The organism is Pantoea sp. B65, from assembly GCF_047308185.1.
Classification (GTDB): Bacteria; Pseudomonadota; Gammaproteobacteria; order Enterobacterales; family Enterobacteriaceae; genus Erwinia.
This window is the reverse complement of record NZ_JAHXPU010000017.1, coordinates 200,438-219,503: the sequence shown is the minus strand read 5'-3', so window position 1 is coordinate 219,503 and position 19,066 is coordinate 200,438. Positions and strand designations below refer to the sequence as shown.

The 19,066-nt window shown below is 56.2% G+C and carries 17 protein-coding genes; 6 read left to right on the top strand and 11 right to left on the bottom strand.

The features are described 5' to 3' along the window. Position 1 precedes the first annotated feature (1 nt). Together sbcD and JWF83_RS07950 are read left to right on the top strand one after the other, a co-directional pair. Positions 2 to 1,219 carry an exonuclease subunit SbcD gene (sbcD, locus tag JWF83_RS07955; RefSeq protein ID WP_413649646.1) on the top strand — a complete coding sequence of 406 codons (1,218 nt, stop codon included), beginning with the start codon at positions 2 to 4 and terminating at the stop codon, positions 1,217 to 1,219. Beyond that, entirely contained in the window at positions 1,216 to 4,893 is a 3,678-nt protein-coding gene (locus JWF83_RS07950; RefSeq protein ID WP_413649645.1) for an SbcC/MukB-like Walker B domain-containing protein, read from the top strand. The genes sbcD and JWF83_RS07950 overlap by 4 nt, the downstream gene beginning before the upstream one ends. Positions 4,894 to 4,928: 35 nt before the next feature. On the opposite strand, the gene JWF83_RS07945 is transcribed toward JWF83_RS07950, so the two are convergent. The 3 genes from JWF83_RS07945 to JWF83_RS07935 are packed head-to-tail and all read right to left on the bottom strand — an operon-like array spanning position 4,929 to position 6,622. Continuing rightward, complete coding sequence (locus tag JWF83_RS07945) at positions 4,929 to 5,576, bottom strand: DUF799 domain-containing protein (protein ID WP_413649644.1); 648 nt, start codon at positions 5,574 to 5,576, stop codon at positions 4,929 to 4,931. Beyond that, on the bottom strand, positions 5,573 to 5,929 hold the full coding sequence (locus JWF83_RS07940) for a DUF4810 domain-containing protein (protein WP_413649643.1): 357 nt from the start codon (positions 5,927 to 5,929) through the stop codon (positions 5,573 to 5,575). Before JWF83_RS07940 ends, JWF83_RS07945 begins: the two co-directional genes overlap by 4 nt. Positions 5,930 to 5,944: 15 nt before the next feature. Continuing rightward, on the bottom strand, positions 5,945 to 6,622 hold the full coding sequence (locus tag JWF83_RS07935) for a CsgG/HfaB family protein (RefSeq protein WP_413649642.1): 678 nt from the start codon (positions 6,620 to 6,622) through the stop codon (positions 5,945 to 5,947). A 321-nt stretch (positions 6,623 to 6,943) separates the two neighbouring features. Between JWF83_RS07935 and JWF83_RS07930 the strand changes: the two genes are divergently transcribed. Further along, positions 6,944 to 7,378 (top strand): cell envelope integrity TolA C-terminal domain-containing protein, encoded by a 435-nt coding sequence (locus JWF83_RS07930; RefSeq protein ID WP_413649641.1) that lies wholly within the window; start codon positions 6,944 to 6,946, stop codon positions 7,376 to 7,378. On the opposite strand, the gene JWF83_RS07925 is transcribed toward JWF83_RS07930, so the two are convergent. Then, positions 7,375 to 8,430, bottom strand: coding sequence for an AraC family transcriptional regulator (locus JWF83_RS07925; protein WP_413649640.1), 1,056 nt, complete (start codon positions 8,428 to 8,430; stop codon positions 7,375 to 7,377). The two genes, JWF83_RS07930 and JWF83_RS07925, sit on opposite strands and share 4 nt — an antisense overlap. Before the next feature lie 187 nt (positions 8,431 to 8,617). Further along, entirely contained in the window at positions 8,618 to 9,622 is a 1,005-nt protein-coding gene (locus tag JWF83_RS07920; RefSeq protein ID WP_413649639.1) for a phosphotransferase enzyme family protein, read from the bottom strand. Positions 9,623 to 9,884: 262 nt separating this feature from the next. Here JWF83_RS07920 and eat point away from each other — a divergent pair, with 262 nt between their 5' ends. Next, positions 9,885 to 11,252, top strand: a complete 1,368-nt coding sequence (gene eat, locus JWF83_RS07915; protein ID WP_413649638.1) for an ethanolamine permease — start codon at positions 9,885 to 9,887, stop codon at positions 11,250 to 11,252. 44 nt (positions 11,253 to 11,296) lie between these two features. On the opposite strand, the gene mak is transcribed toward eat, so the two are convergent. Continuing rightward, the gene (gene mak, locus JWF83_RS07910) at positions 11,297 to 12,202 is read right to left on the bottom strand and encodes a fructokinase (RefSeq protein WP_413649637.1); all 906 of its coding nucleotides are present in this window, start codon (positions 12,200 to 12,202) and stop codon (positions 11,297 to 11,299) included. A 146-nt stretch (positions 12,203 to 12,348) separates the two neighbouring features. On the opposite strand from mak, the gene rdgC reads away from it, so the two are divergent. Beyond that, a complete protein-coding gene (gene rdgC, locus JWF83_RS07905; RefSeq protein WP_413649636.1) occupies positions 12,349 to 13,260 on the top strand; it encodes a recombination-associated protein RdgC in 912 nt (303 codons plus the stop codon). Between the two features lie 657 nt (positions 13,261 to 13,917). Here rdgC and JWF83_RS07900 read toward each other — a convergent pair. Next, on the bottom strand, positions 13,918 to 14,781 hold the full coding sequence (locus JWF83_RS07900; RefSeq protein WP_413649635.1) for an EamA family transporter: 864 nt from the start codon (positions 14,779 to 14,781) through the stop codon (positions 13,918 to 13,920). Positions 14,782 to 14,854: 73 nt separating this feature from the next. Here JWF83_RS07900 and JWF83_RS07895 point away from each other — a divergent pair, with 73 nt between their 5' ends. Continuing rightward, a complete protein-coding gene (locus JWF83_RS07895) occupies positions 14,855 to 15,382 on the top strand; it encodes a MarR family winged helix-turn-helix transcriptional regulator (RefSeq protein WP_413649634.1) in 528 nt (175 codons plus the stop codon). Between the two features lie 48 nt (positions 15,383 to 15,430). Here JWF83_RS07895 and ppnP read toward each other — a convergent pair whose 3' ends face one another. The 4 genes from ppnP to JWF83_RS07875 form a co-directional block, all read right to left on the bottom strand. Beyond that, a complete protein-coding gene (ppnP, locus tag JWF83_RS07890) occupies positions 15,431 to 15,715 on the bottom strand; it encodes a pyrimidine/purine nucleoside phosphorylase (RefSeq protein WP_413649633.1) in 285 nt (94 codons plus the stop codon). A gap of 105 nt (positions 15,716 to 15,820) precedes the next feature. Beyond that, on the bottom strand, positions 15,821 to 16,498 hold the full coding sequence (locus JWF83_RS07885; RefSeq protein WP_413649632.1) for an AroM family protein: 678 nt from the start codon (positions 16,496 to 16,498) through the stop codon (positions 15,821 to 15,823). 2 nt (positions 16,499 to 16,500) lie between these two features. After that, on the bottom strand, positions 16,501 to 17,430 hold the full coding sequence (locus JWF83_RS07880; protein ID WP_413649631.1) for a DUF1177 domain-containing protein: 930 nt from the start codon (positions 17,428 to 17,430) through the stop codon (positions 16,501 to 16,503). Between the two features lie 14 nt (positions 17,431 to 17,444). After that, a complete protein-coding gene (locus JWF83_RS07875; protein ID WP_413649630.1) occupies positions 17,445 to 19,004 on the bottom strand; it encodes an OPT/YSL family transporter in 1,560 nt (519 codons plus the stop codon). Between the last annotated feature and the right edge of the window lie 62 nt (positions 19,005 to 19,066).

Here is a 19,066-nt window from a genome sequence, read left to right as displayed (position 1 = left end):
TATGCGCATCATCCACACCGCGGACTGGCACCTCGGCCAGTTCTTCTACACTAAAAGCCGCGCGCCGGAACATCAGGCGTTTCTCGACTGGCTGATCCTGGCCGTAGAAGAACATCAAATCGATGCGGTCATTGTCGCCGGTGATATCTTTGATACCGGCTCACCGCCGAGCTATGCGCGTGAACTGTATAACCGTTTTATTGTGCAGCTACAGCGAACCGGCTGCCAGCTGGTCGTACTGGGCGGCAATCACGATTCGGTCGCCACGCTAAATGAATCGCGCGATCTGCTGGCCTGCCTGAATACCCGTGTCATCGCGGCCGCCAGTGAACAGATTGCCGACCAGGTATTGCTGCTAAACGATCGCCAGGGCAATCCGGCGGCGTTACTCTGCGCCATTCCCTTTTTACGCCCGCGCGATATCCTGCGCAGCCAGGCCGGACAATCAGGACGCGAGAAACAGCAAAGCCTGCAGGAAGCGATTAGCGAACACTATCAGCGCTGTTATCAGCAGGCGTTGCGCCAGCGCGAGGCGCTGGCGTTACCATTACCGATTATTGCTACCGGTCACCTTACCACGGTCGGCGTCAGCAAAAGTGACGCGGTACGTGATATCTATATTGGCACGCTGGATGCTTTTCCGGCGCAGGCGTTCCCTCCCGCCGACTATATTGCGCTGGGGCATATTCACCGCGCCCAGCGCGTTGCCGACAGCGAGCATATCCGCTATAGCGGCTCGCCAATCCCGCTGAGTTTCGATGAAACCGGTAAAGCGAAAAGCGTGTTCCTGGTCGAGTTTGCTGGCCAGCAACGGGTTCGGGTGGAGCCATTGCCAATCCCGCTATTTCAGCCAATGTGCATGATTAAAGGCACGCTGGCGCAGATCGAACAGCAACTGACACAATTCACCACGGCCAGCAGCAACGTCTGGCTGGATATTGAAATTGTCACCGAAGATTACCTTAACGATATTCAGCGGCGCATCCAGCAGCTGACCGACGACCTGCCGGTCGAGGTGGTACTACTGCGCCGCAGTCGTGAGCAGCGCGACAATGTTATCGCACGTCAGAATAACGAAACCCTGAATGAACTCAGTGTCGAAGAGGTTTTCAGCCGACGGCTGGCACAGGAAGAGAGCAGCGACACGCAGCGGCAACAGCGAATACAGCAGCTGTTTGCCACCACCCTGGATGCGGTTCGCAGCGAGGAACAGCAATGAAAATTTTAACGCTGCGCTTTAAAAATCTGAATTCGCTGAAAGGCGAATGGAAAATCGACTTTACCGCCGAGCCCTTTGCCAGCAACGGTCTGTTTGCCATCACCGGCCCGACCGGCGCCGGTAAAACCACTCTGCTGGATGCCATCTGCCTGGCGCTGTATCACCAGACGTCACGCCTCGGCGGCATCAGCCAGTCGCAGAATGATTTGATTACCCGCGATACCGCCGAATGTCTGGCTGAAGTCGAATTTGAAGTGAAAGGCGTCGCCTGGCGCGCATTCTGGAGCCAGAATCGTGCGCGTGGCGCGCTGGATGGCAATCTGCAGGCGCCGCGCGTCGAGCTGGCGCGTTGCGCCGATAACAGCATTGTCGCCGATAAGGTCAACGACAAGCTGAAGATGACCGAAACCCTTACCGGCCTCGATTTTAATCGTTTTACCAAATCGATGATGCTGTCGCAGGGTCAGTTCGCCGCCTTCCTCAATGCTAAAGCCAGTGAACGGGCAGAGCTGCTGGAAGAGCTGACCGGCACCGAAATCTATGGTCGCCTCTCGGTGGAGGTATTCGAACGCCATAAAAGTACGCGTATCGCGCTGGATAATTTGCGCGCGCAGGCTTCCGGCATGGCGCTGTTGGATGAAGAGGCGCGCCAGGCACTGCAACAGCAGCTGGATCAACTGATTTCGCAGGAGCAAGTACTCACTCAGTCACTGAACGGCTTGCAGTTTCAACAGCAGTGGCTGACCCAACAACAGCGGTTACAGCAGGATTGCCAGCAGGCTCAACAGCGGCTTCAGCAGGCAGAAACGGCCTGCCATCAGGCGCAGCCGCAACTGCAACGACTGGCGCAGGCGGAACCGGCAGAGAAGCTGCGTCCGTTGTGGCAGCAGCGCAACCAGTATCAGCAGGACATTATTGTTCTGGAACAGCAAATTAACGCACTAAGCGCCGAGCAGCAGCAGGCGACGGCCCGGCGGCAAACTCTCAGCGAGCAGCAACAGCAGGCGGAAGCGTCGCGTCAGCAACTGCTGGCACAGCGTCAGCAACAGGAGACGCTGATTAATGAACAGATTATCCCGCTGGACCATCAGCTGGCCAGCCTGCAGCAGCAGTGTGAGCAGCTGAGCAAGGCACTGAGTGAACTTCAGCTGACGCAACAGCAAAAACAGCAGAGTCAGCAGCAGCAACAGCAGGAAATCAACCAGTTACGGCAGCAGCGCCAACAGCATCAGCAGTGGCGTGAACAGCATGCGCAGGTGGCGCAATGGGGCGAATCTTTACTGCTGTGGCGCGAGCGCTTTAACCACCTGCAAAAAAGCGAGCAGGTACTTACTTCGCTGCAGCAACGTGAACAGCAACAGTTACAGGCTATCGCCGGGCAAAACCAGGCGCTGGAACAGCTGGTTCAGCAGGTCACACCGTTACAGGCCCGGCAGGAGGCGGCACAGCAGCAGCTTAATCAGGCTGAACAGGCCTTCAATCTGTTACAGCAGCAACAGCCGGAAGCAGTGCTGCGCGCCGGGTTACAGCAGTTACAACAACAACGCCCGTTACGTCAGCAGTTGGCTCTGCTTTCGCCACAACTGATCCAGCTCAGTCAGCAGCAGCAGAAACAACAAACCGCACTCCAGACGCTGAGCCAGCAGCTGGAACAGGATGAACAGCAGCTGGCCGCGCTGCGCAGCGCCTTTAAAGAGAAGAAGCAGCACCATATAGATCTGAAGACCCGCTGCCAGCTGGAACAACAAATCGCTGACTTAGCGCAGTACCGTGCGGCGCTACAACCGCAACAGCCTTGCCCGTTGTGCGGCTCCTGCCAGCATCCGGCGATCGCCGAATATCAGTCGCTGGAGCTTTCCGGCAATCAGCTGCGTCTGCAACAGCTGGAAAAAGAAGTGCAGCAGCTGTTCGAGCAAGGCACCGCTAAGGGTGAACAGGTTCGCTTAACTAAACTGCAGCTGGAAAAACAGCAACAAGATCGCCAGCAGACCGACAGCGATATTGCGCAGCGGCAACAGCAGTGGCTGGAACTCTGTCAGTCGCTGGCGCGGGTAAATATGGCCGCGCTGGATGGCGAAGCCGTCGCCAGCTGGTTGCAGCGCCAGGAACAGCAGGAAGCGGCACTGCAACAGTCACTGCAGCAGCTGGAGCAGGCTACGCGGCTTTGCCAGCAGGCCAGAGACGCGCTTGGCATCCAGCAGCAGACGCTGCAAAAACAGCAGCAGTCACAGCTACTGGCCCAACAGCAACTGAGTTATGCGCAACAGCAACTGGCCGAACTGCAAAAACAGCTATCGGCGGAACGTCAGCAGGCACAGCAACAGCGCGAGGATTTGACGAAGCAACTGGCTGCCTGGCAGTTTACCGTCCCGGCCACTGAGGCGGTGGAAAGCTGGCTACAGGAGCGTCAGCAGCAGTGGCAGCGCTGGCAGCAGGGTGAGCAAGTACTTGCTGATCTCGGCCCCAAACTGGCCGCATTACACAGTCGTCAGGAGAGCAATAGCGCCGAACTGGCAGAACTGCAACAGCGGCTGGAGCGCGGCAACAGCGAGCTGGCGGCCGCCCGTCAGCGTTGCAGCGAAATGCAACAACAGCGCCAGCAGCTGTTTGGCGCACAAGTGATCGCGGAGGTACGACAGCGGCTGCAGCAGCAGGCCGTACAGGCCGAGGCGCGCTGTACAGAACAGCATCAACTGTGGCTGACGGCGCAGAGTCAGCTAAATACACTGACCGGACAGCATAAATCACTAAATAACCAACTTTCGTCGTTACAGTCGCGACTACAGGAAGCGCAGCAGCAGTTGAGCAGCGCGCTGAGCAAAAGTCCGTTTGCCGATGAGAGCGCCTTTACTCAGGCGCTGCTGGATGATGACACTGCGCACGCCCTGCGCGCGCAGCAGAAACAGCTGGAGAGCGGCCTGCAACAAGCCAGCGCATTGCAACAGCAGGCAAATAAGGCGCTGATGGCGCATCAGGCGCAGCAGCCAGACAATGTTACCGATCAACCGGAGCGGCTCACGGAACAGATCGATAGCCTGCGTCTGCAGGTGCGCGATAATGCGCAGCAGCAGGGCCAGGCACGTCAGCAGCTGTTGAGCGATCGGCAGCGACGTCAGCAGCAACAGGGGTTGTTACAACAAATTGCCGCCGGCGAACAGCAGCTGGAGGACTGGGCGTGGCTGAATGAGATGATTGGCTCCGCCACCGGCGATAAATTCCGCAAGTTTGCTCAGGGGCTGACTCTCGACCATCTGGTGTGGCTGGCCAATAACCAGCTGGGCCGCCTGCATGGTCGCTATCTGCTGCAGCGCAAATCGCAGGAAGCACTGGAGTTACAGGTGATCGACACCTGGCAGGCGGATGCCCGACGCGACACCCGCACCCTGTCCGGTGGAGAAAGCTTCCTCGTCAGTCTGGCGCTGGCGCTGGCGCTCTCCGATCTGGTCAGTGATAAAACCCGTATCGAGTCGCTGTTTCTTGATGAAGGTTTTGGCACCCTTGATGCTGAAACGCTGGATACCGCGCTGGATGCGCTGGATGCGCTGAATGCCAGCGGTAAAACCATCGGCGTTATCAGCCATGTTGAAGCGATGAAAGAGCGAATTCCGGTGCAGATTAAGGTGCGAAAAGTTAACGGACTGGGCTACAGCAAACTGGAGACGCCCGCGGCCTGAGGGCACAGGGGGCGCCGCAACGGCGCCCCTGGCGATCAGATTTTTGCCGCTTTCGCGCGCGGACCTGGCAGAATACCGCCATTACTATTAGCCGTCAGTAAGCGGTCACTGGTGACGACAGCAATATCGTGCGCGCCATCGCTAATATTATTGGCAATCTGCTTAACTGCCGCAGTGACCAGCATGCCAACCAGCCCCTGATTACCATTGTCTTGCTCGTTATTCGCTGCGGTGGCGAGGCCACTCCAGATCTGTTTACCGCTGCGCAAATCCACCAGTCTGGCAGTGGCGCTCACTCGCGTCACACTGTCGATAACAATATATTTGGTACCGTAATCAGTAATGTCGATATACAGCGCCGCATCAGCATTAAAGATACTGCGCAGTTTTGCCGGCGGCACGCTACGAATATCACTGGCATTGGTTAACCCGTTCTGTTTGAAGGTTTCTTCCACCACCGCCACCGGGAAAACATAGTAGCCGGACTCCGCCAGCGGCTGCGTCACCAGCGAGGCAAAACTGTGGGCGGCACTGATATCCGTGGTATGGTTTTCCGCCGGCAGCACCAGAATCGAGGCCGGCTTACTTTCACGGAAAGCTGAATAATCATAGGGGGTTTTCTTCACGCAACCGGTCAGGGTAACCGTGGCCAGTAGTGCGGCAATGGCTAAGATTTTCTTCATTGTGCTGCTCCCTGCTTGTTGCGCATCAGGAAATCCATGTAGAAAGAGGACTCAGGAAAAGCGGTTTTCTCCGCGGTAAACTGGCGGAAAGCCAGATCCGGGTGGCCGGTATTGACATATAACAAACCCAGCTGCGCATGCAATCCCGGGGCTACCGGTTTATTTTTCGCATTAGCCTGCTGAATAACCGCGTTCAGCGTCTCAATCTCTTTTTCCGGTGCCGCCGTATGTTTGTAATAGCTATATAATGACGGCTGATATTCCCCCCAGTAATAGGTGGTGCTGGTTTTTTCCGCGCAGGCGGTTAATAGCAGAGCCGTAGCCGCTGCCAGCGTATATTTCACAATGCGCATTTTCTTCTCCGTTTATTATTTAACCGCACGCCAGGCGCCGGATTCAATTCCGCTGACCAGATGATTTACCGCTTCACGAATCGCCAGATCCATCACTTTGCCATTTAGCGTGGAGTCATAGCTGGCAGTACCGCCAAAACCAACCACTTCACGATTTGACAAGGCATACTCTCCGGCGCCCTGCACCGAATAAACCACTTCTGCGGTCGCCACATCGACAATGTTCAGGTTGACTTTGGCATAGGCAATCTGCGTTTTGCCGCGGCCCAGAATGCCAAACAGCTGCTGGTCGCCGACCTCTTTGCGGCCAAACTCGGTGATATCGCCGGTCACCAGATAATCGGCGCCTTTAATTGACTGCAGGCTACGCTTGTAGCCTGCTTCGGCTTTCAGTTCGTCAAGGTTGGCGCGATCGAGCACGTTAAAACGCCCGGTCTGCTGGAGATGAGTGATCAGAATGGTTTTGGACTGATTACCCAGATGATCGACGCCATCGGAGAAGATGCCGTTCATATAAGACGAGCGATTATCAAATTTCCCCACGGCAATCGGGCTTTTCACCCCCTGCCAGGCCGGCTGGCTGGCAGCAGTAACCTGAGGGGCTTCTATTGCACGTGACGACTCTGTGGCGCAGCCGCTAATAACGGCACTACTCAATAACGTTAAAGCAATAAGCTGATAATGAGTTTTCATTTCTGTTCCATGAATGAAGTTAAAAAACCAGCAGCGCGCGATTAATAACCGGGGTAAACAGATTCCTGTCACGCCGGAAGCAGCAATAAAACAAACTTCCGCTAAACGAAAAATAGATTAATCATGATGTAAAATATAATTTATTACCGTTATTAACTGATTTGCTTTATTCTGTTTGCCGCCAATAATGCTGGCTGCTGCCAGGCCGCAGGGGAATTATCTGTAAATGGTCAGGCAATGCTGGAATAACCTGTCAGCAGAAAGCTAACGTTGTAAGCTATCGGCTGCCATGAGAAAATCTTTAGCAATCCGGGGGATAAAATGACGCCAGCGATGCAGCGGACAGGGATGATAGCGGCGGGAATGACCGTGCTGGTACTGATGCTGGCGGGCTGCCAGTCAGTCAGCCCCAGTCGCCACCCCAAACTGCCCCCTCCTGACGCCCGGGAGTTGCAGCAACAGGCGGAAAAACAGTGCCGCACGCCGCCAGCGGGCATGTCGCAGCAGGATTGTCACTATTACGCTCAGATGCAGTACGGGATCCGGCGTAATTTTTACGATGCTGACCACTATCGCGGGCGCGAGTGCACGCTAACCATTAGCTGGGGACGCCATGGCCGTTACAACGTATTGAGTACTTCAGGGGATGAGGTATTGTGCAAAAAAGCCTGGGGAGTGGTAAGCAGTGCAGATTACCTGCCGCCGCCGCCCAAACATATCCCTGGCAAAATCATGATTGATTTCAGGCCCGGCTAACCGGCCATCTCATCCTGACGCCACTGGCGCGGACTGATGCCAAACCAGCGGCGGAAAGCGCGTGAAAAAGCACTCACTTCCGAGTAACCCAGCAGCAGCGCCATTTCCGAAATCGGCAGCTGCTTTTGCTGCAGATAGTGCCGCGCCATTTCGCAGCGCACTTTATCCACCAGCGCAGTAAAACTAAAGCCTTCGTCACGCAGCCGACGCTGCAGCGACCAGCTTGACAGCCCCATTTTTTCCGCCACTTCTTCCAGAACCGGTTCACCCTGCAGTAACGACAAATGCACTTGCGAGCGGGCCTGATCGACAATATTTTGCTGCGGCGCGCTGCAGTTAAGACGGCGGATTGCGTCCTGCATAACGGTTAACAGGATCGGATCGCTGTCCGGCATCGCGCGTGCCAGATCGCGTTTGGGGATCACCAGCGAGTTAAACGGCTGATCGAAATAGACCGGGGCATCAAACACTTTACAGTGCTCATGCCACTGCTCCGGGCGCGGATGCTCAAAGTGCACCTCCCGCGGCGACCAGCTTTTACCGGTGACATGGCGGATCAGATTCATAATCATGCCGAGGGTTAACTCCGCATCCTGACGGCGGCAGAGAATCGCCCCGTGCCGCACCTGATAATCAAAGCGCCAGCACTCCCCTTTATCCACCAGCCGCGTCAGGGTGTCGTGCTGATGAAAAGGAAAGGCATTAACCACATTCTGTAGCGCCTGCTCCAGATTGGCAGAGCAGAGACCCACATAACCAATCAGACCTAATGACTGCGGTTTAAACTGCTTGCCGTAGTGCAAACCGAAGTTATCAAAACCAGAGGAACGCGCCGCTTCTTCCAGCACCCGACAATAGTTAATCAGTCCGAGGCTAAGCGTCGGGCTGGCCAGCAGTTCCGGATCGATACCGCTAACGCCGAAAATCCGGTCCGCATCGCCGCCCTTATCACTGATAAATTCACTCAGCCCGGTAGCGGCCGCAGCCAGCACTCCCCGGTTACTGGCAAACCCGGCAGCCAGCACGCCAGCCATCCCGGGTTGTCTTGTCATTACATTTTCCATCATCGCCTCGCCTCGCGCTGCAAAAGGAATAGTCAGGCTGGATCGTTACAGCTTATACCGGGGTAAGCAGCAAATTTCGTACCAACCATCAGGGCGTCAGGAATCAGTAGGTTAGCAGAGGGGATATCGGGCCGGGCACCGCGGGTGCGCATCCCTGCCCGATAATAGTGCAGGCTCAGGCGCCGACCGGCAGCTGAGAGGTTTCCAGATAGCGGCGGCACAGACGCACCGAATGATCGGCCCACTGTGGCCCAAGGCTTTGCGCCATTTCGGTTTCCGCATGGGAACCGGCCCATGCCAGCAGCTGAATGCGGCGCTGCATCAGTAAAGTCGGCACCAGCGCCATATCGTCATCGGAGATATGCGCCACCTGTTCATAGCCGTGGATCCAGTGATCGACCCACTCGGCGGCGCGCGGATGGTGCTCGACAAAACTGATGGCCGCCGCCAGATCGTGCAGATACCAGCCAAAGCCGCAGTCGTCAAAATCAATCACCCGGGTTTCACCACGATGCAGCAGCAGATTGGTCAGGCGCAAATCGGCATGGATCAAACCATAACGGTCGGCGCTTTTGCCGTAATCCGCCAGCTCGCTGCCAATACGTGCAATCGCCTGCTCAACGATGGCGCGATCGCCGACTTTCAGATTAGGTGCGTCCTGCCAGTGTCCCCAGTGGCTGTGCGGGCTAACCATGGTGTGATGATCCCAGATAATGCGCTGAAAACCCTGGGGCCGCTGCCAGCGGCGGCTGTGCTGATGCAGGCGCGCAGTGATATGTCCCAGCTGCCGGAAAGCGCGTGGATCAACTTCGGTGGTCGGCATTTCGCCTTCAATCCAGTGAAACAGCACCGCATAACGCTCGCCGCCGTCTGGCAGCGTCAGCGTCAGTACCGCTTCCCCCTGCAGGTTCAGCACCGCTTGCGGCACTTCAATACCGGTTTCGCGCAGGGCGTTCAGCCAGTGCAGCTCACTCTCGATATCGGCTTTTTGATGGTAATCCGCGCGGTGCAGACGCAGTGCATAGCGCCGGCCCTGCGCCACCAGCAGAAAAGTGGCGTTTTCTGAACGACACAGCAGGCTCAGTTCGCCCTGCAGCGCCGCGGGATATTGTGCTAAAGCAGCGTGCGCCAAAGCCGTCAGCGCAGTGTTATCAAGGGTGTCGTATTGTTTGGCACTCATAAGTCAGGCTCCGGGGATAACGAATGTGTTATCAGCATGTGATGCCTGCCGTCTGTTCGGCTTGACCGCAGACGACCCAATGTTGACCGCAGCGTACAACTGGCACTTTTCTTGCCTCTAAGTTGACTATAGAAGACAAAACTTAGTGCGCCAGCGTCAAGTCTTCCCCTGCATGCCAGCGTCATTATCAAACGCAGTTGGCAAGCGATAACCGGGGCGAGGCGCTGACCTCGAATAACAAGACGATGACGGGGATAACATCATGACGAGTAAGCTAAAGCCCACACTGGGCACGATACATCTGTGGGGCATAGCGGTAGGTCTGGTCATTTCCGGCGAGTATTTCGGCTGGAGCTACGGCTGGGGAGTGGCAGGCACGCTGGGGTTCCTGATCACCACCGCACTTATCGCAACCATGTACACCTGTTTTATCTTCAGCTTTACCGAACTGACCACCGCCATTCCGCACGCCGGGGGGCCTTTTGCCTATAGCCGCCGCGCCTTTGGCGAAACCGGCGGCCTGATTGCGGGTATGGCAACACTGATTGAATTTGTTTTTGCTCCACCGGCGATAGCCATGGCTATCGGCGCCTACCTGAATGTGCAGTTTCCGGAACTGAATCCTAAATATGCCGCTGTCGGCGCTTATATTGTGTTTATGGCGCTGAATATTCTGGGGGTCAAGCTGGCGGCGATGTTCGAACTCTGCGTCACGGTGCTGGCGGTGATAGAACTGCTGGTGTTTATGGGCGTCGTGGCGCCAGGCTTCAGCGTGGCAAACTTTACCGCCAATGGCTGGTCAGGTGGCGAGAGTTTCGGCCTGCCGGCGGTGTCCGGTATTTTTGCCGCCATTCCGTTTGCCATCTGGTTCTTCCTCGCCATCGAAGGCGCCGCCATGGCTGCTGAAGAGGCGAAAGATCCGAAGCGCACCATTCCGAAAGCCTATATCAGCGGCATTCTGACGCTGGTGGTGCTGGCGATTGGCGTGATGCTGCTGGCGGGGGGTGCAGGCGACTGGCGTACGCTGTCGAATATTAACGATCCACTGCCGCAGGCGATGAAAATGATTGTCGGCGAACACTCTGGCTGGATGCATATGCTGGTGTGGATTGGTCTGTTCGGCCTGATTGCCAGCTTCCACGGCATTATTCTTGGCTATTCGCGTCAGTTCTTTGCCCTGTCCCGCGCCGGTTACCTGCCGCCGGGGCTGGCAAAACTCTCGCGTTTCCAGACGCCGCACCGGGCGATTATTGCCGGTGGTCTGATTGGCATCGCGGCAATTTTTAGTGACAACTGGATCAACCTGCAGGGCATGACGCTAACGGCGGCGATGATCACCATGGCGGTATTTGGCGCTATCGTGATGTACCTGATGAGCATGCTAAGTCTGTTCCGTCTGCGTCGTATCGCCCCGGAAATGGAACGCAGTTTCCTGGCGCCGGGCTATCCCTGGGTGCCGGCGATAGCGCTGGTGCTGGCGTTTGTCTGCCTGATCGCCATGCTGTGGTTTAACGCATTAATTGGCGGACTGTTTATCGCGTTTATGGCGGTCGGCTATGCTTACTTCCTGCTGACCAAAGCACAGCGTGACCGTGCCCCGGCGGATGCAATGCTGTCAGGCGCCGACTAATCTCTGCCGCCCTCTGCCAGTGACGGCAGAGGGCTGATTTCCCGCTACAGCGGCCACAACCAGGCCGCGCCACGCACGCCGCTGGAATCGCCATGCTGCGCCTGCAAAACCGGCGTCTCACACTCGCCGCCAAACACCCAGTTTTTCAGCAACAGCGGCACTGTCTGGTACAGCCGCGCGACATTGCTCATGCCGCCACCCAGCACAATCACATCCGGATCGAGAATATTGATCACCTGCCCGAGCGATTTTGCCAGCCGTTGCTCATAGCGACTCATCGCCAGTTCCGCCAGCGGATCCTGCTGATCCAGTAGCTGAATAATTTCCGCTCCTTTACGCGGCTGACCGCTCAGACGCTGGTAATCAATGGCAAAACCGGTGCCTGAAATAAAGGTTTCGATACAGCCCGCCTTCCCACAGTAGCAGGACACTTCCTGACGATAGCGCAGCTCGTCGTCATCCATCCACGGCAGCGGATTATGTCCCCACTCGCCGGCATTACCATTACTGCCGATATGCGCCTGACCATTCAGCGCCACGCCCGCCCCGCAACCGGTGCCGATAATCACCGCGAACACCGTCGCTTTCCCTGCTGCTGCCCCGTCAACCGCCTCGGACACCGCCAGACAGTTAGCATCGTTAGCTACCCGCACTTCGCGCCGAAGTCGTGTGGCGAGATCTTTATCCAGCGGCTGGCCATTCAGCCAGGTGGAATTGGCATTCTTCACTTTGCCGCTATACGGCGACAGCGTACCCGGAATACCAATGCCGACACTGCCCTGCTGAGCGGTGTTCTGTTCCGCCAGGGTCACCAGCCCGACAATGGCATCGAGGGTCTGCTGATAGTCATCACGCGGAGTCGGCACCCGATGACGAAACAGCTCTTCTCCCTGGTTGGATAAAGCAATAACCTCAGTTTTGGTGCCGCCTAAATCGATACCTATACGCACGTTTTAGTCCTCATTATTCGACGCAGAGTCAATTACCTTAGAAGGGCAAAGCAGGAAAGGCAATGAAACTGCAGCGATGTTTCGCTATCATGCGCCCTGACTTGAAGACTTGCGCGCCAGATCGCGCCCCGGCTAAGGACAACACCATGTTGTGGTTTAAAAATTTAATGGTTTATCGTCTGAATCGTGACATTCCGCTGTCGACGGACGATATGGAAAAGCAACTCGAAGCCTTTTCCTTTAGTCCATGCGGCAGCCAGGATATGGCAAAAACCGGTTGGGTTTCACCGATGGGCTCACGCGGCGATGCGCTGACCCATGTGAATAACGGGCAGATCCTGATTTGCGCCCGTAAAGAAGAGAAGATCCTGCCCTCGCCGGTCATTAAACAGGCGCTGGAAGCGAAGATCGATAAGCTGGAAAGCGAACAGCAACGCAAGCTGAAAAAAACCGAGAAAGACTCGCTGAAAGATGAAGTGCTGCACAGTCTGTTGCCGCGCGCCTTCAGCCGTTTCAGCCAGACTTTCTTGTGGATCGATACGGTTAACGGTCTGATTATGGTCGACTGTGCCAGCGCCAAAAAAGCCGAAGATACCCTGGCGCTGCTGCGCAAAAGTCTGGGTTCGCTGCCGGTGGTGCCGCTGACGCTGGAAAGTCCGATCGAGCTCACCCTGACTGAGTGGGTGCGTTCCGGCGAGGTGCCGGCCGGGTTTGCGCTAATGGATGAAGCCGAACTGAAAGCGATCCTCGAAGATGGCGGCGTGATCAGCTGTAAGAAACAGGATCTGGTGTGCGACGAGATTGCCAACCATATTGAAGCCGGCAAGCTGGTAACCAAACTGGCGCTCGACTGGCAGGAACGCATCCAGCTGCGGCTCTCCGATGACGGCTCGCTGAAGCGCCTGAATTTCGCCGATACCCTGCGCGAGCAGAATGACGATATTGACCGTGAAGATTTCGCCCTGCGCTTTGATGCGGACTTTATTCTGATGACCAGCGAGTTAGCGGCGCTGGTCAGCAATCTGGTGGAAGCTCTGGGCGGCGAAGCTCAGCGTTAATCGCCACCAGAGGCGGTATTGTAGGGGCGGTATTAATGCCGCCCGCGCCGATGATTTGCAACGGCCGTGATAACGGCATTTATGCCGCCCGCGCCAGTGATTTGCACCGCCCATGATGACGGTGTTTATGTTACGGGAGCCATAAATGGCTCCCCTACAATATTTCAGATATTCCCTGTAGGGACGGCATTTATGCCGCCCGTGCCAGTGATTTGCACCGGCCGTGATAACGGTGTTTATGTTACGGGAGCCATAAATGGCTCCCCTACAATATTTCAGATATTCCCTGTAGGGGCGGCATTTATGCCGCCCGTGCCGATAATTTGCACCGCCCGTGATAACGGCATTTATGCCGCCCGCGCCGATGATTTGCACCGCCCGTGATAACGGTGTTTATGTTACGGGAGCCATAAATGGCTCCCCTACAATATTTCAGATATTCCCTGTAGGGGCGGCATTTATGCCGCCCGTGCCAGTGATTTGCAACGGCCGTGATGACGGCATTTATGCCGCCCGTGCCAATGATTTGCACCGCCCGTGATGACGGCATTTATGCCGCCCGTGCCGATGATTTGCACCGCCCGTGATAACGGCATTTATGCCGCCGCGCCAATTATTTGCACCGGCCATGATAACGGCATAGCAGCGGCTCAGACGTTATCGCCGCCCACTTATCTGCACTGTCACCACACTGCCCAATACCATCACTAAACCGACCATTGCCAGCCCGCTCATCTGCTGACCAAGAAACACCCAACCCAGCACTACCGCCGTCAGTGGGCTCAGTAGCCCCAGCGATGTCACCGCTACCGGCGACAGACGCGCAATACCGCGGAACCACAGGCAATAGGCCAGCAGCGCACCGGCAATCGACAGATAAGCATAAGACAGCAGCTGGCTGTGACTTAACGCTGGCAGCGGGGCATCGGCCAGCCAGGCCGCCGGCAGCAAAATCACCCCGCCCAACAGCAGCTGCCAGCCGGTTAACGCCATCACCGGTAATGGCAGACTCCAGCGCCGAGTCAGCCAGGCTCCCGCCGCCATACAGCCCGCGCCAAGCAACGCCGCCATGATTCCCACGCCATTCCAGACGCTATGGGGCGACAGCAGCAGCAGCGCCATACCGAAGATGCCGCCAATACTGGCCCACACCGCCAGCGCCAGTGGCCGACGCTTATCCACTGCCCAGGCGAGAAACATCACCAGTAGCGGCTGTATTGCCCCCACCACCGCAGCCATTCCTCCCGGCAGGCGATAAGCGGCAACAAACAGTAACGCCTGAAAAAAGCCAATATTCAGCGCCGCCAGCAGCAACAGACGCCACCAGTAACGTAACGCTGGCAGCGTGCGCATCCATAACACCAGCAGCAAACCAGCCGGTAAAACGCGGATTAACGCAGCGGTAAAGGGGCGGTCGGGTGGTAAAAACTGTGACGTAACAATATAAGTTGACCCCCAGATCACTGGAGCCAGCGCGGTCAGCGCGATATCCTTAAATACAGAATCTGATAAACTGTTCACAAACTACCTCGATATCAAGATAAAAATCCAGTCTGCAAAGATATTACCTTGACGTCAAGACATTGGAGCACGTATGACTACCCGAAAACCGGATGCGGTTGACGCAATTCTGGAACAGTGGCGACGGGAAAGGCCGGATATCGATGCCAGCCCGATGGGCCCGATAGGCCGTCTGAAACGTTGCACTATGCTGCTGGAACCGAGGATTGAAGCGGCATTCACCCCGTTTGGCCTGACGCGCTGGCAGTTCGATATGCTGGCGACTTTACGCCGTTCCGGCGCCCCTTTTTGCCTGTCGCCTACGGCGCTGTTCTCCGCACTAATGATCACTTCCGGCACCATGACGCACCGGCTGAAATTGCTGGAAGCCAGCGAACTGATCGTTCGATTACCCAACCCTGAGGATGCGCGCAGTCTGCTGGTGCAACTGACGGAGAAAGGCTTAACCCTGATTAATCGGGTGGTGGAAGCGCATGTGGAAAACGAAAGGAAAATCTTATCCCTGATCCCGGAAATGACACTGGCGGAACTGGATAATGCATTATCGCTATTAATGCAGGCACTGGAAGAGAGTTCAGCCGCAGGGGGCAGGAAGCATTAATATGCCAGAATATGCCAGTCTGGCCGGGGATCCCCGGCCAGTTACAGATTACAGATAGCGGCACAGATAGGAGGTCGGTTCGGCAACCTGCAGATGGAATTCGCTGTGCTCAGGAACGTTAAACGCCGTTCCCGCCTGATAGATTTTCCACTCGGTTTCACCTGGCAGCAGAACTTTCAGTGAACCACTTACCACTGTCATCTCTTCCGCCTGAGCCGTGCCGAAGTTGTATTCACCTTCAGCCATCACGCCAACGCTCGCGCGTCCGGTGCTGGCACTGGTGAAACCAATGGATTTCACTTTTCCGTCAAAGTACTCACTAACGTTGAGCATGCAACTTCCTCGAAACCTAAAAATGTGTGAAAAGTCAGTGTAGAGGTTTGTTTAACGCTCTGTCACGCAAAATTGCTGCGCAATGTCGCCTGCCTCACGCCCTGATTACACCAACAGTTCAGCAGCCAGTTTCGCCACCAGCACATTTGACAACAGCACCGGAATATCCAGCAATTTCTGCAGGAAATCACGATGATGCTGGTGGTAACCGATGCAATCCAGCACCACCACATCCGCTCCCTGTTCTTTCAGCGACAGCGCCGCCGCCGTCAGGGTTTTATCATCGCTCAGGTAAGGGCTGGCCACCGCAAAACAGGGCGCTTTACGGAGATGACGCCATTTACTGGCCTGCTCACCAATCTGTTCGCGCACCGGCACCACAATCCCCACCTGATGACTGTCGACAATGGATTTAATCAGCGGCGGAATGATACGGTCCGGTTCCAGCAGTAACGCGTTATTCGCCTGCAGATGACCAAACTCCCCGGTGCAAAGTAACAAAATAATTTCGTAGCCCTGCTGCTCCAGCTCCAGTATTTTGCGCTGCAGGCCAGTTTCCACTTTGGCCGCCGACAGACGCGCCTGCGAACCATCCTGTAAACGCGATACCAGCAACTTTTCATGCGGCTGCGGGGCAAACTGCTCTGCAACCTCAGCGGCAGTCAACCCGTCCAGTAATCCGGCATGAGCAATCTGCTCTTCCGGCAGATGCTCCAGCAGCAGCGGCAGAATATCGCTGCGTGGAGACTGACCAATGGTAAGCGTAACCAGTGTCTGCTTCATGATTATTTCCGCGCGCGAAGATGGCCCAGACTGCCGTACATGTCAACCAGGCGGGCATACTCATCGGCGTCATAGAACTGGCAGGTGCCGCGGCCAAATTCTTTTGCCACTTCCACCGCAAATTTCGCCGTCAGCGCAATATCCACTTCATGGCTTGCGCCGGTACCGCAGCCTGGCACCACAGATTCAGTACAGATTGCTACCCCGACTACCGGCACATCAGTGGCGGTCGAAGGCTGTAAAATACTGTTCAGATGATAGATACCGTTACCATAAGGCGTGATGTCCTGGGTAGTAATCGGGAAGGTCACCGCCGGACGCCCGCTGGTCATCTCCATAATGCGCAACAGATCTTCCGAGACGCGCAGGATATAGCCCTGTTTTACCGTCGGCGACAGCGCATAGCCTTTGTGATTGAGAATGCGATTTCCCTTGGTGGTATCAATAGAAAGGATAGCATCTGCCTCAGCAATAGCTTCGTTATTGCTCATGGAGAGATCGTCGATCGGCGAGTCCATAAAATCTACCGGCTCATGCGGGCGCGTTGGCGCATCCGGGCAGATATGCGTGGTGATAATCACATCGCCAGCCAGAACATCGCCTTTGCGCTGCATTTCCGCCAGTTTCAGGGCGCTGGCGACCGCGGCCACCGCACCATCGGCATCGGAAACCAGGCCAATGCGTGTCGGACGCGCGCCAATCCCCCCCAAACGGCCGATAATACCCAGCGTCGCCGCGTTACCACCGTGAAGTTTGCCATCGCTGCCGTGGATTTCGATGCGGACAAAATCAGTGCCGCCTTTACTACTGTCCACCCGATGGGTGGTGGCTTTCACACCGGCATAACCGGCAAACAGATCAACAATATCCTGACCACTAACCCTGGCGTGGTCCATTAACTCAAAAACCTGCAAAGTTTGTTGCAAACTCATGTTCAATCCTCAGTCTATTTTTTGCTGCCACTGGTAAAGATGGAGTTGAAGAAGCTGTACAGCGCATCGCCGGCAATAAAACCGGCTGCCATCACTTCCATTGGCGTGCGGCCACGCTCACCCCAGATACGGCTGATAATCAGGCGCAGCACAATACCGGCGACCACCGCCCAACCGGCGGCGGCGTTATTGATCAGCAAACCGGTAGCCAGCAGCACGCCCAGCTGACGTTTTGGCCCGCCGATTAACTGGATAATCGCGCCAGGGATCGCCCAAATCAGCAGGTTCATCGCGATCCCCGGCTCAGCGCCGGCCTGAATGGTTTTGGCATAGACGCGCGCCACCGGCGGCAGTAAGTCCTGGGCAAAATAGCTAAAGTGAGCAAACCACACCACCGGAATCGCCACCAGGAAAGCAATCAGCGCGGCGATCAGCTGAATGCGACGTCCCCACAGCTCTTGCTGCACATTTTTGCCATGGCCGCGCAGCACAAAGCCCGCCTTCAGGTCGTAACCCATATCGGCGAAGGCCGGACCGGTGGCGGCGGTAAAACCGGTTAACACACAGAGTGCCAGCGGCGGGAAACCAATCAGGATGCCGATAATCAGCGTAATCAGCGCCACAGCAAAGGCCGGAAACCAGCCGGAGTGCATAGCGGCAATACCGACAATCAGCTCATGCACAAAGGCAGCAAAGGCGGCATACAGGATAAACAGCAGCAGCATCGGCAGTGACATCGCACTCCATAAGCCCGCTGCCAGCGCCAGCAGCGCAGCAATCAGCACATACCCTGCCGACCCCAACCCCAGCGCTTTGCGTACTTCGCTGTCCGGGCTGGAGTAGCCGCTGTTATCGGTTTTCTTACTGCGGATCACCTGCACGACCTGAATCAGCGCCACCAGACCGGCGCCCACCATCACGCCGTGGGGAATATAGTTGGCATTGATATTAATTCCGCCAACCGGTTCGGAATAAGCGCGCAACAGCAGGCCAATCCCGAACATCCCCAGCGCCCAGATATTGCCGATAAATGCGGTGCCAAAGGCCGCCATTGGGATTTTCAGCATCGATCCGACCACCCCGCCGACAATCCCCACCACCAGCAGCCAGGCTTGTTTACCGCCCTTATCACCGGCTTTAATCGCTTCCGCCGCCGCTACCCCGGGAGGCCAGGCATTACTGGCAGGGAAAACGCGCGTATCAAACAGCCGATAGAGTAGATAAGCGTCCAGCAGCATCGCGGCAGATACGCCAATAAACATCGGCAATACCAGCTGTGGCTGCCCCATCACCCATGGCACGGCAATTGGCATTAACAGACTATTCGCCGCACCAAAAGTCGCGGAGGAGATGGCGGTTTGCGCCAGGTTTTGCGTATCAATCGAACGATAACGCTGAAAGGCTTTCATTGGCATACGCGCTAACAGCATCGCCAGTAGTGCGCCAATAATAGAGGTATTCGGTGTGACACCGAGTGTAGTTAACAATTGCACGCCAATAATGGCGCCAAGCACTGAAAGCAAAATCAGCATCACGACGATGCCCATATCCTTAAGTGGATTATCCTGCCGCATATTTTCCCCGTTGAATTACCCTGTCTGTCGGTTTATTGCAATATTATCGGATTGGTTATTCA

Excerpts from the sequence above, each read along its gene's own strand:
- ppnP (WP_413649633.1), bottom strand. The coding sequence starts at position 15,715 with ATGCTCAACGTTAGTGAGTACTTTGACGGAAAAGTGAAATCCATTGGT.
- JWF83_RS07875 (WP_413649630.1), bottom strand. The coding sequence starts at position 19,004 with ATGCGGCAGGATAATCCACTTAAGGATATGGGCATCGTCGTGATGCTG.
- JWF83_RS07940 (WP_413649643.1), bottom strand. The coding sequence starts at position 5,929 with ATGCGCATTGTGAAATATACGCTGGCAGCGGCTACGGCTCTGCTATTA.
- JWF83_RS07945 (WP_413649644.1), bottom strand. The coding sequence starts at position 5,576 with ATGAAGAAAATCTTAGCCATTGCCGCACTACTGGCCACGGTTACCCTG.
- sbcD (WP_413649646.1), top strand. The coding sequence starts at position 2 with ATGCGCATCATCCACACCGCGGACTGGCACCTCGGCCAGTTCTTCTAC.
- JWF83_RS07930 (WP_413649641.1), top strand. The coding sequence starts at position 6,944 with ATGACGCCAGCGATGCAGCGGACAGGGATGATAGCGGCGGGAATGACC.
- JWF83_RS07935 (WP_413649642.1), bottom strand. The coding sequence starts at position 6,622 with ATGAAAACTCATTATCAGCTTATTGCTTTAACGTTATTGAGTAGTGCC.
- JWF83_RS07895 (WP_413649634.1), top strand. The coding sequence starts at position 14,855 with ATGACTACCCGAAAACCGGATGCGGTTGACGCAATTCTGGAACAGTGG.
- JWF83_RS07880 (WP_413649631.1), bottom strand. The coding sequence starts at position 17,430 with ATGAGTTTGCAACAAACTTTGCAGGTTTTTGAGTTAATGGACCACGCC.
- JWF83_RS07925 (WP_413649640.1), bottom strand. The coding sequence starts at position 8,430 with ATGACAAGACAACCCGGGATGGCTGGCGTGCTGGCTGCCGGGTTTGCC.
- rdgC (WP_413649636.1), top strand. The coding sequence starts at position 12,349 with ATGTTGTGGTTTAAAAATTTAATGGTTTATCGTCTGAATCGTGACATT.
- JWF83_RS07885 (WP_413649632.1), bottom strand. The coding sequence starts at position 16,498 with ATGAAGCAGACACTGGTTACGCTTACCATTGGTCAGTCTCCACGCAGC.
- JWF83_RS07950 (WP_413649645.1), top strand. The coding sequence starts at position 1,216 with ATGAAAATTTTAACGCTGCGCTTTAAAAATCTGAATTCGCTGAAAGGC.
- eat (WP_413649638.1), top strand. The coding sequence starts at position 9,885 with ATGACGAGTAAGCTAAAGCCCACACTGGGCACGATACATCTGTGGGGC.
- JWF83_RS07920 (WP_413649639.1), bottom strand. The coding sequence starts at position 9,622 with ATGAGTGCCAAACAATACGACACCCTTGATAACACTGCGCTGACGGCT.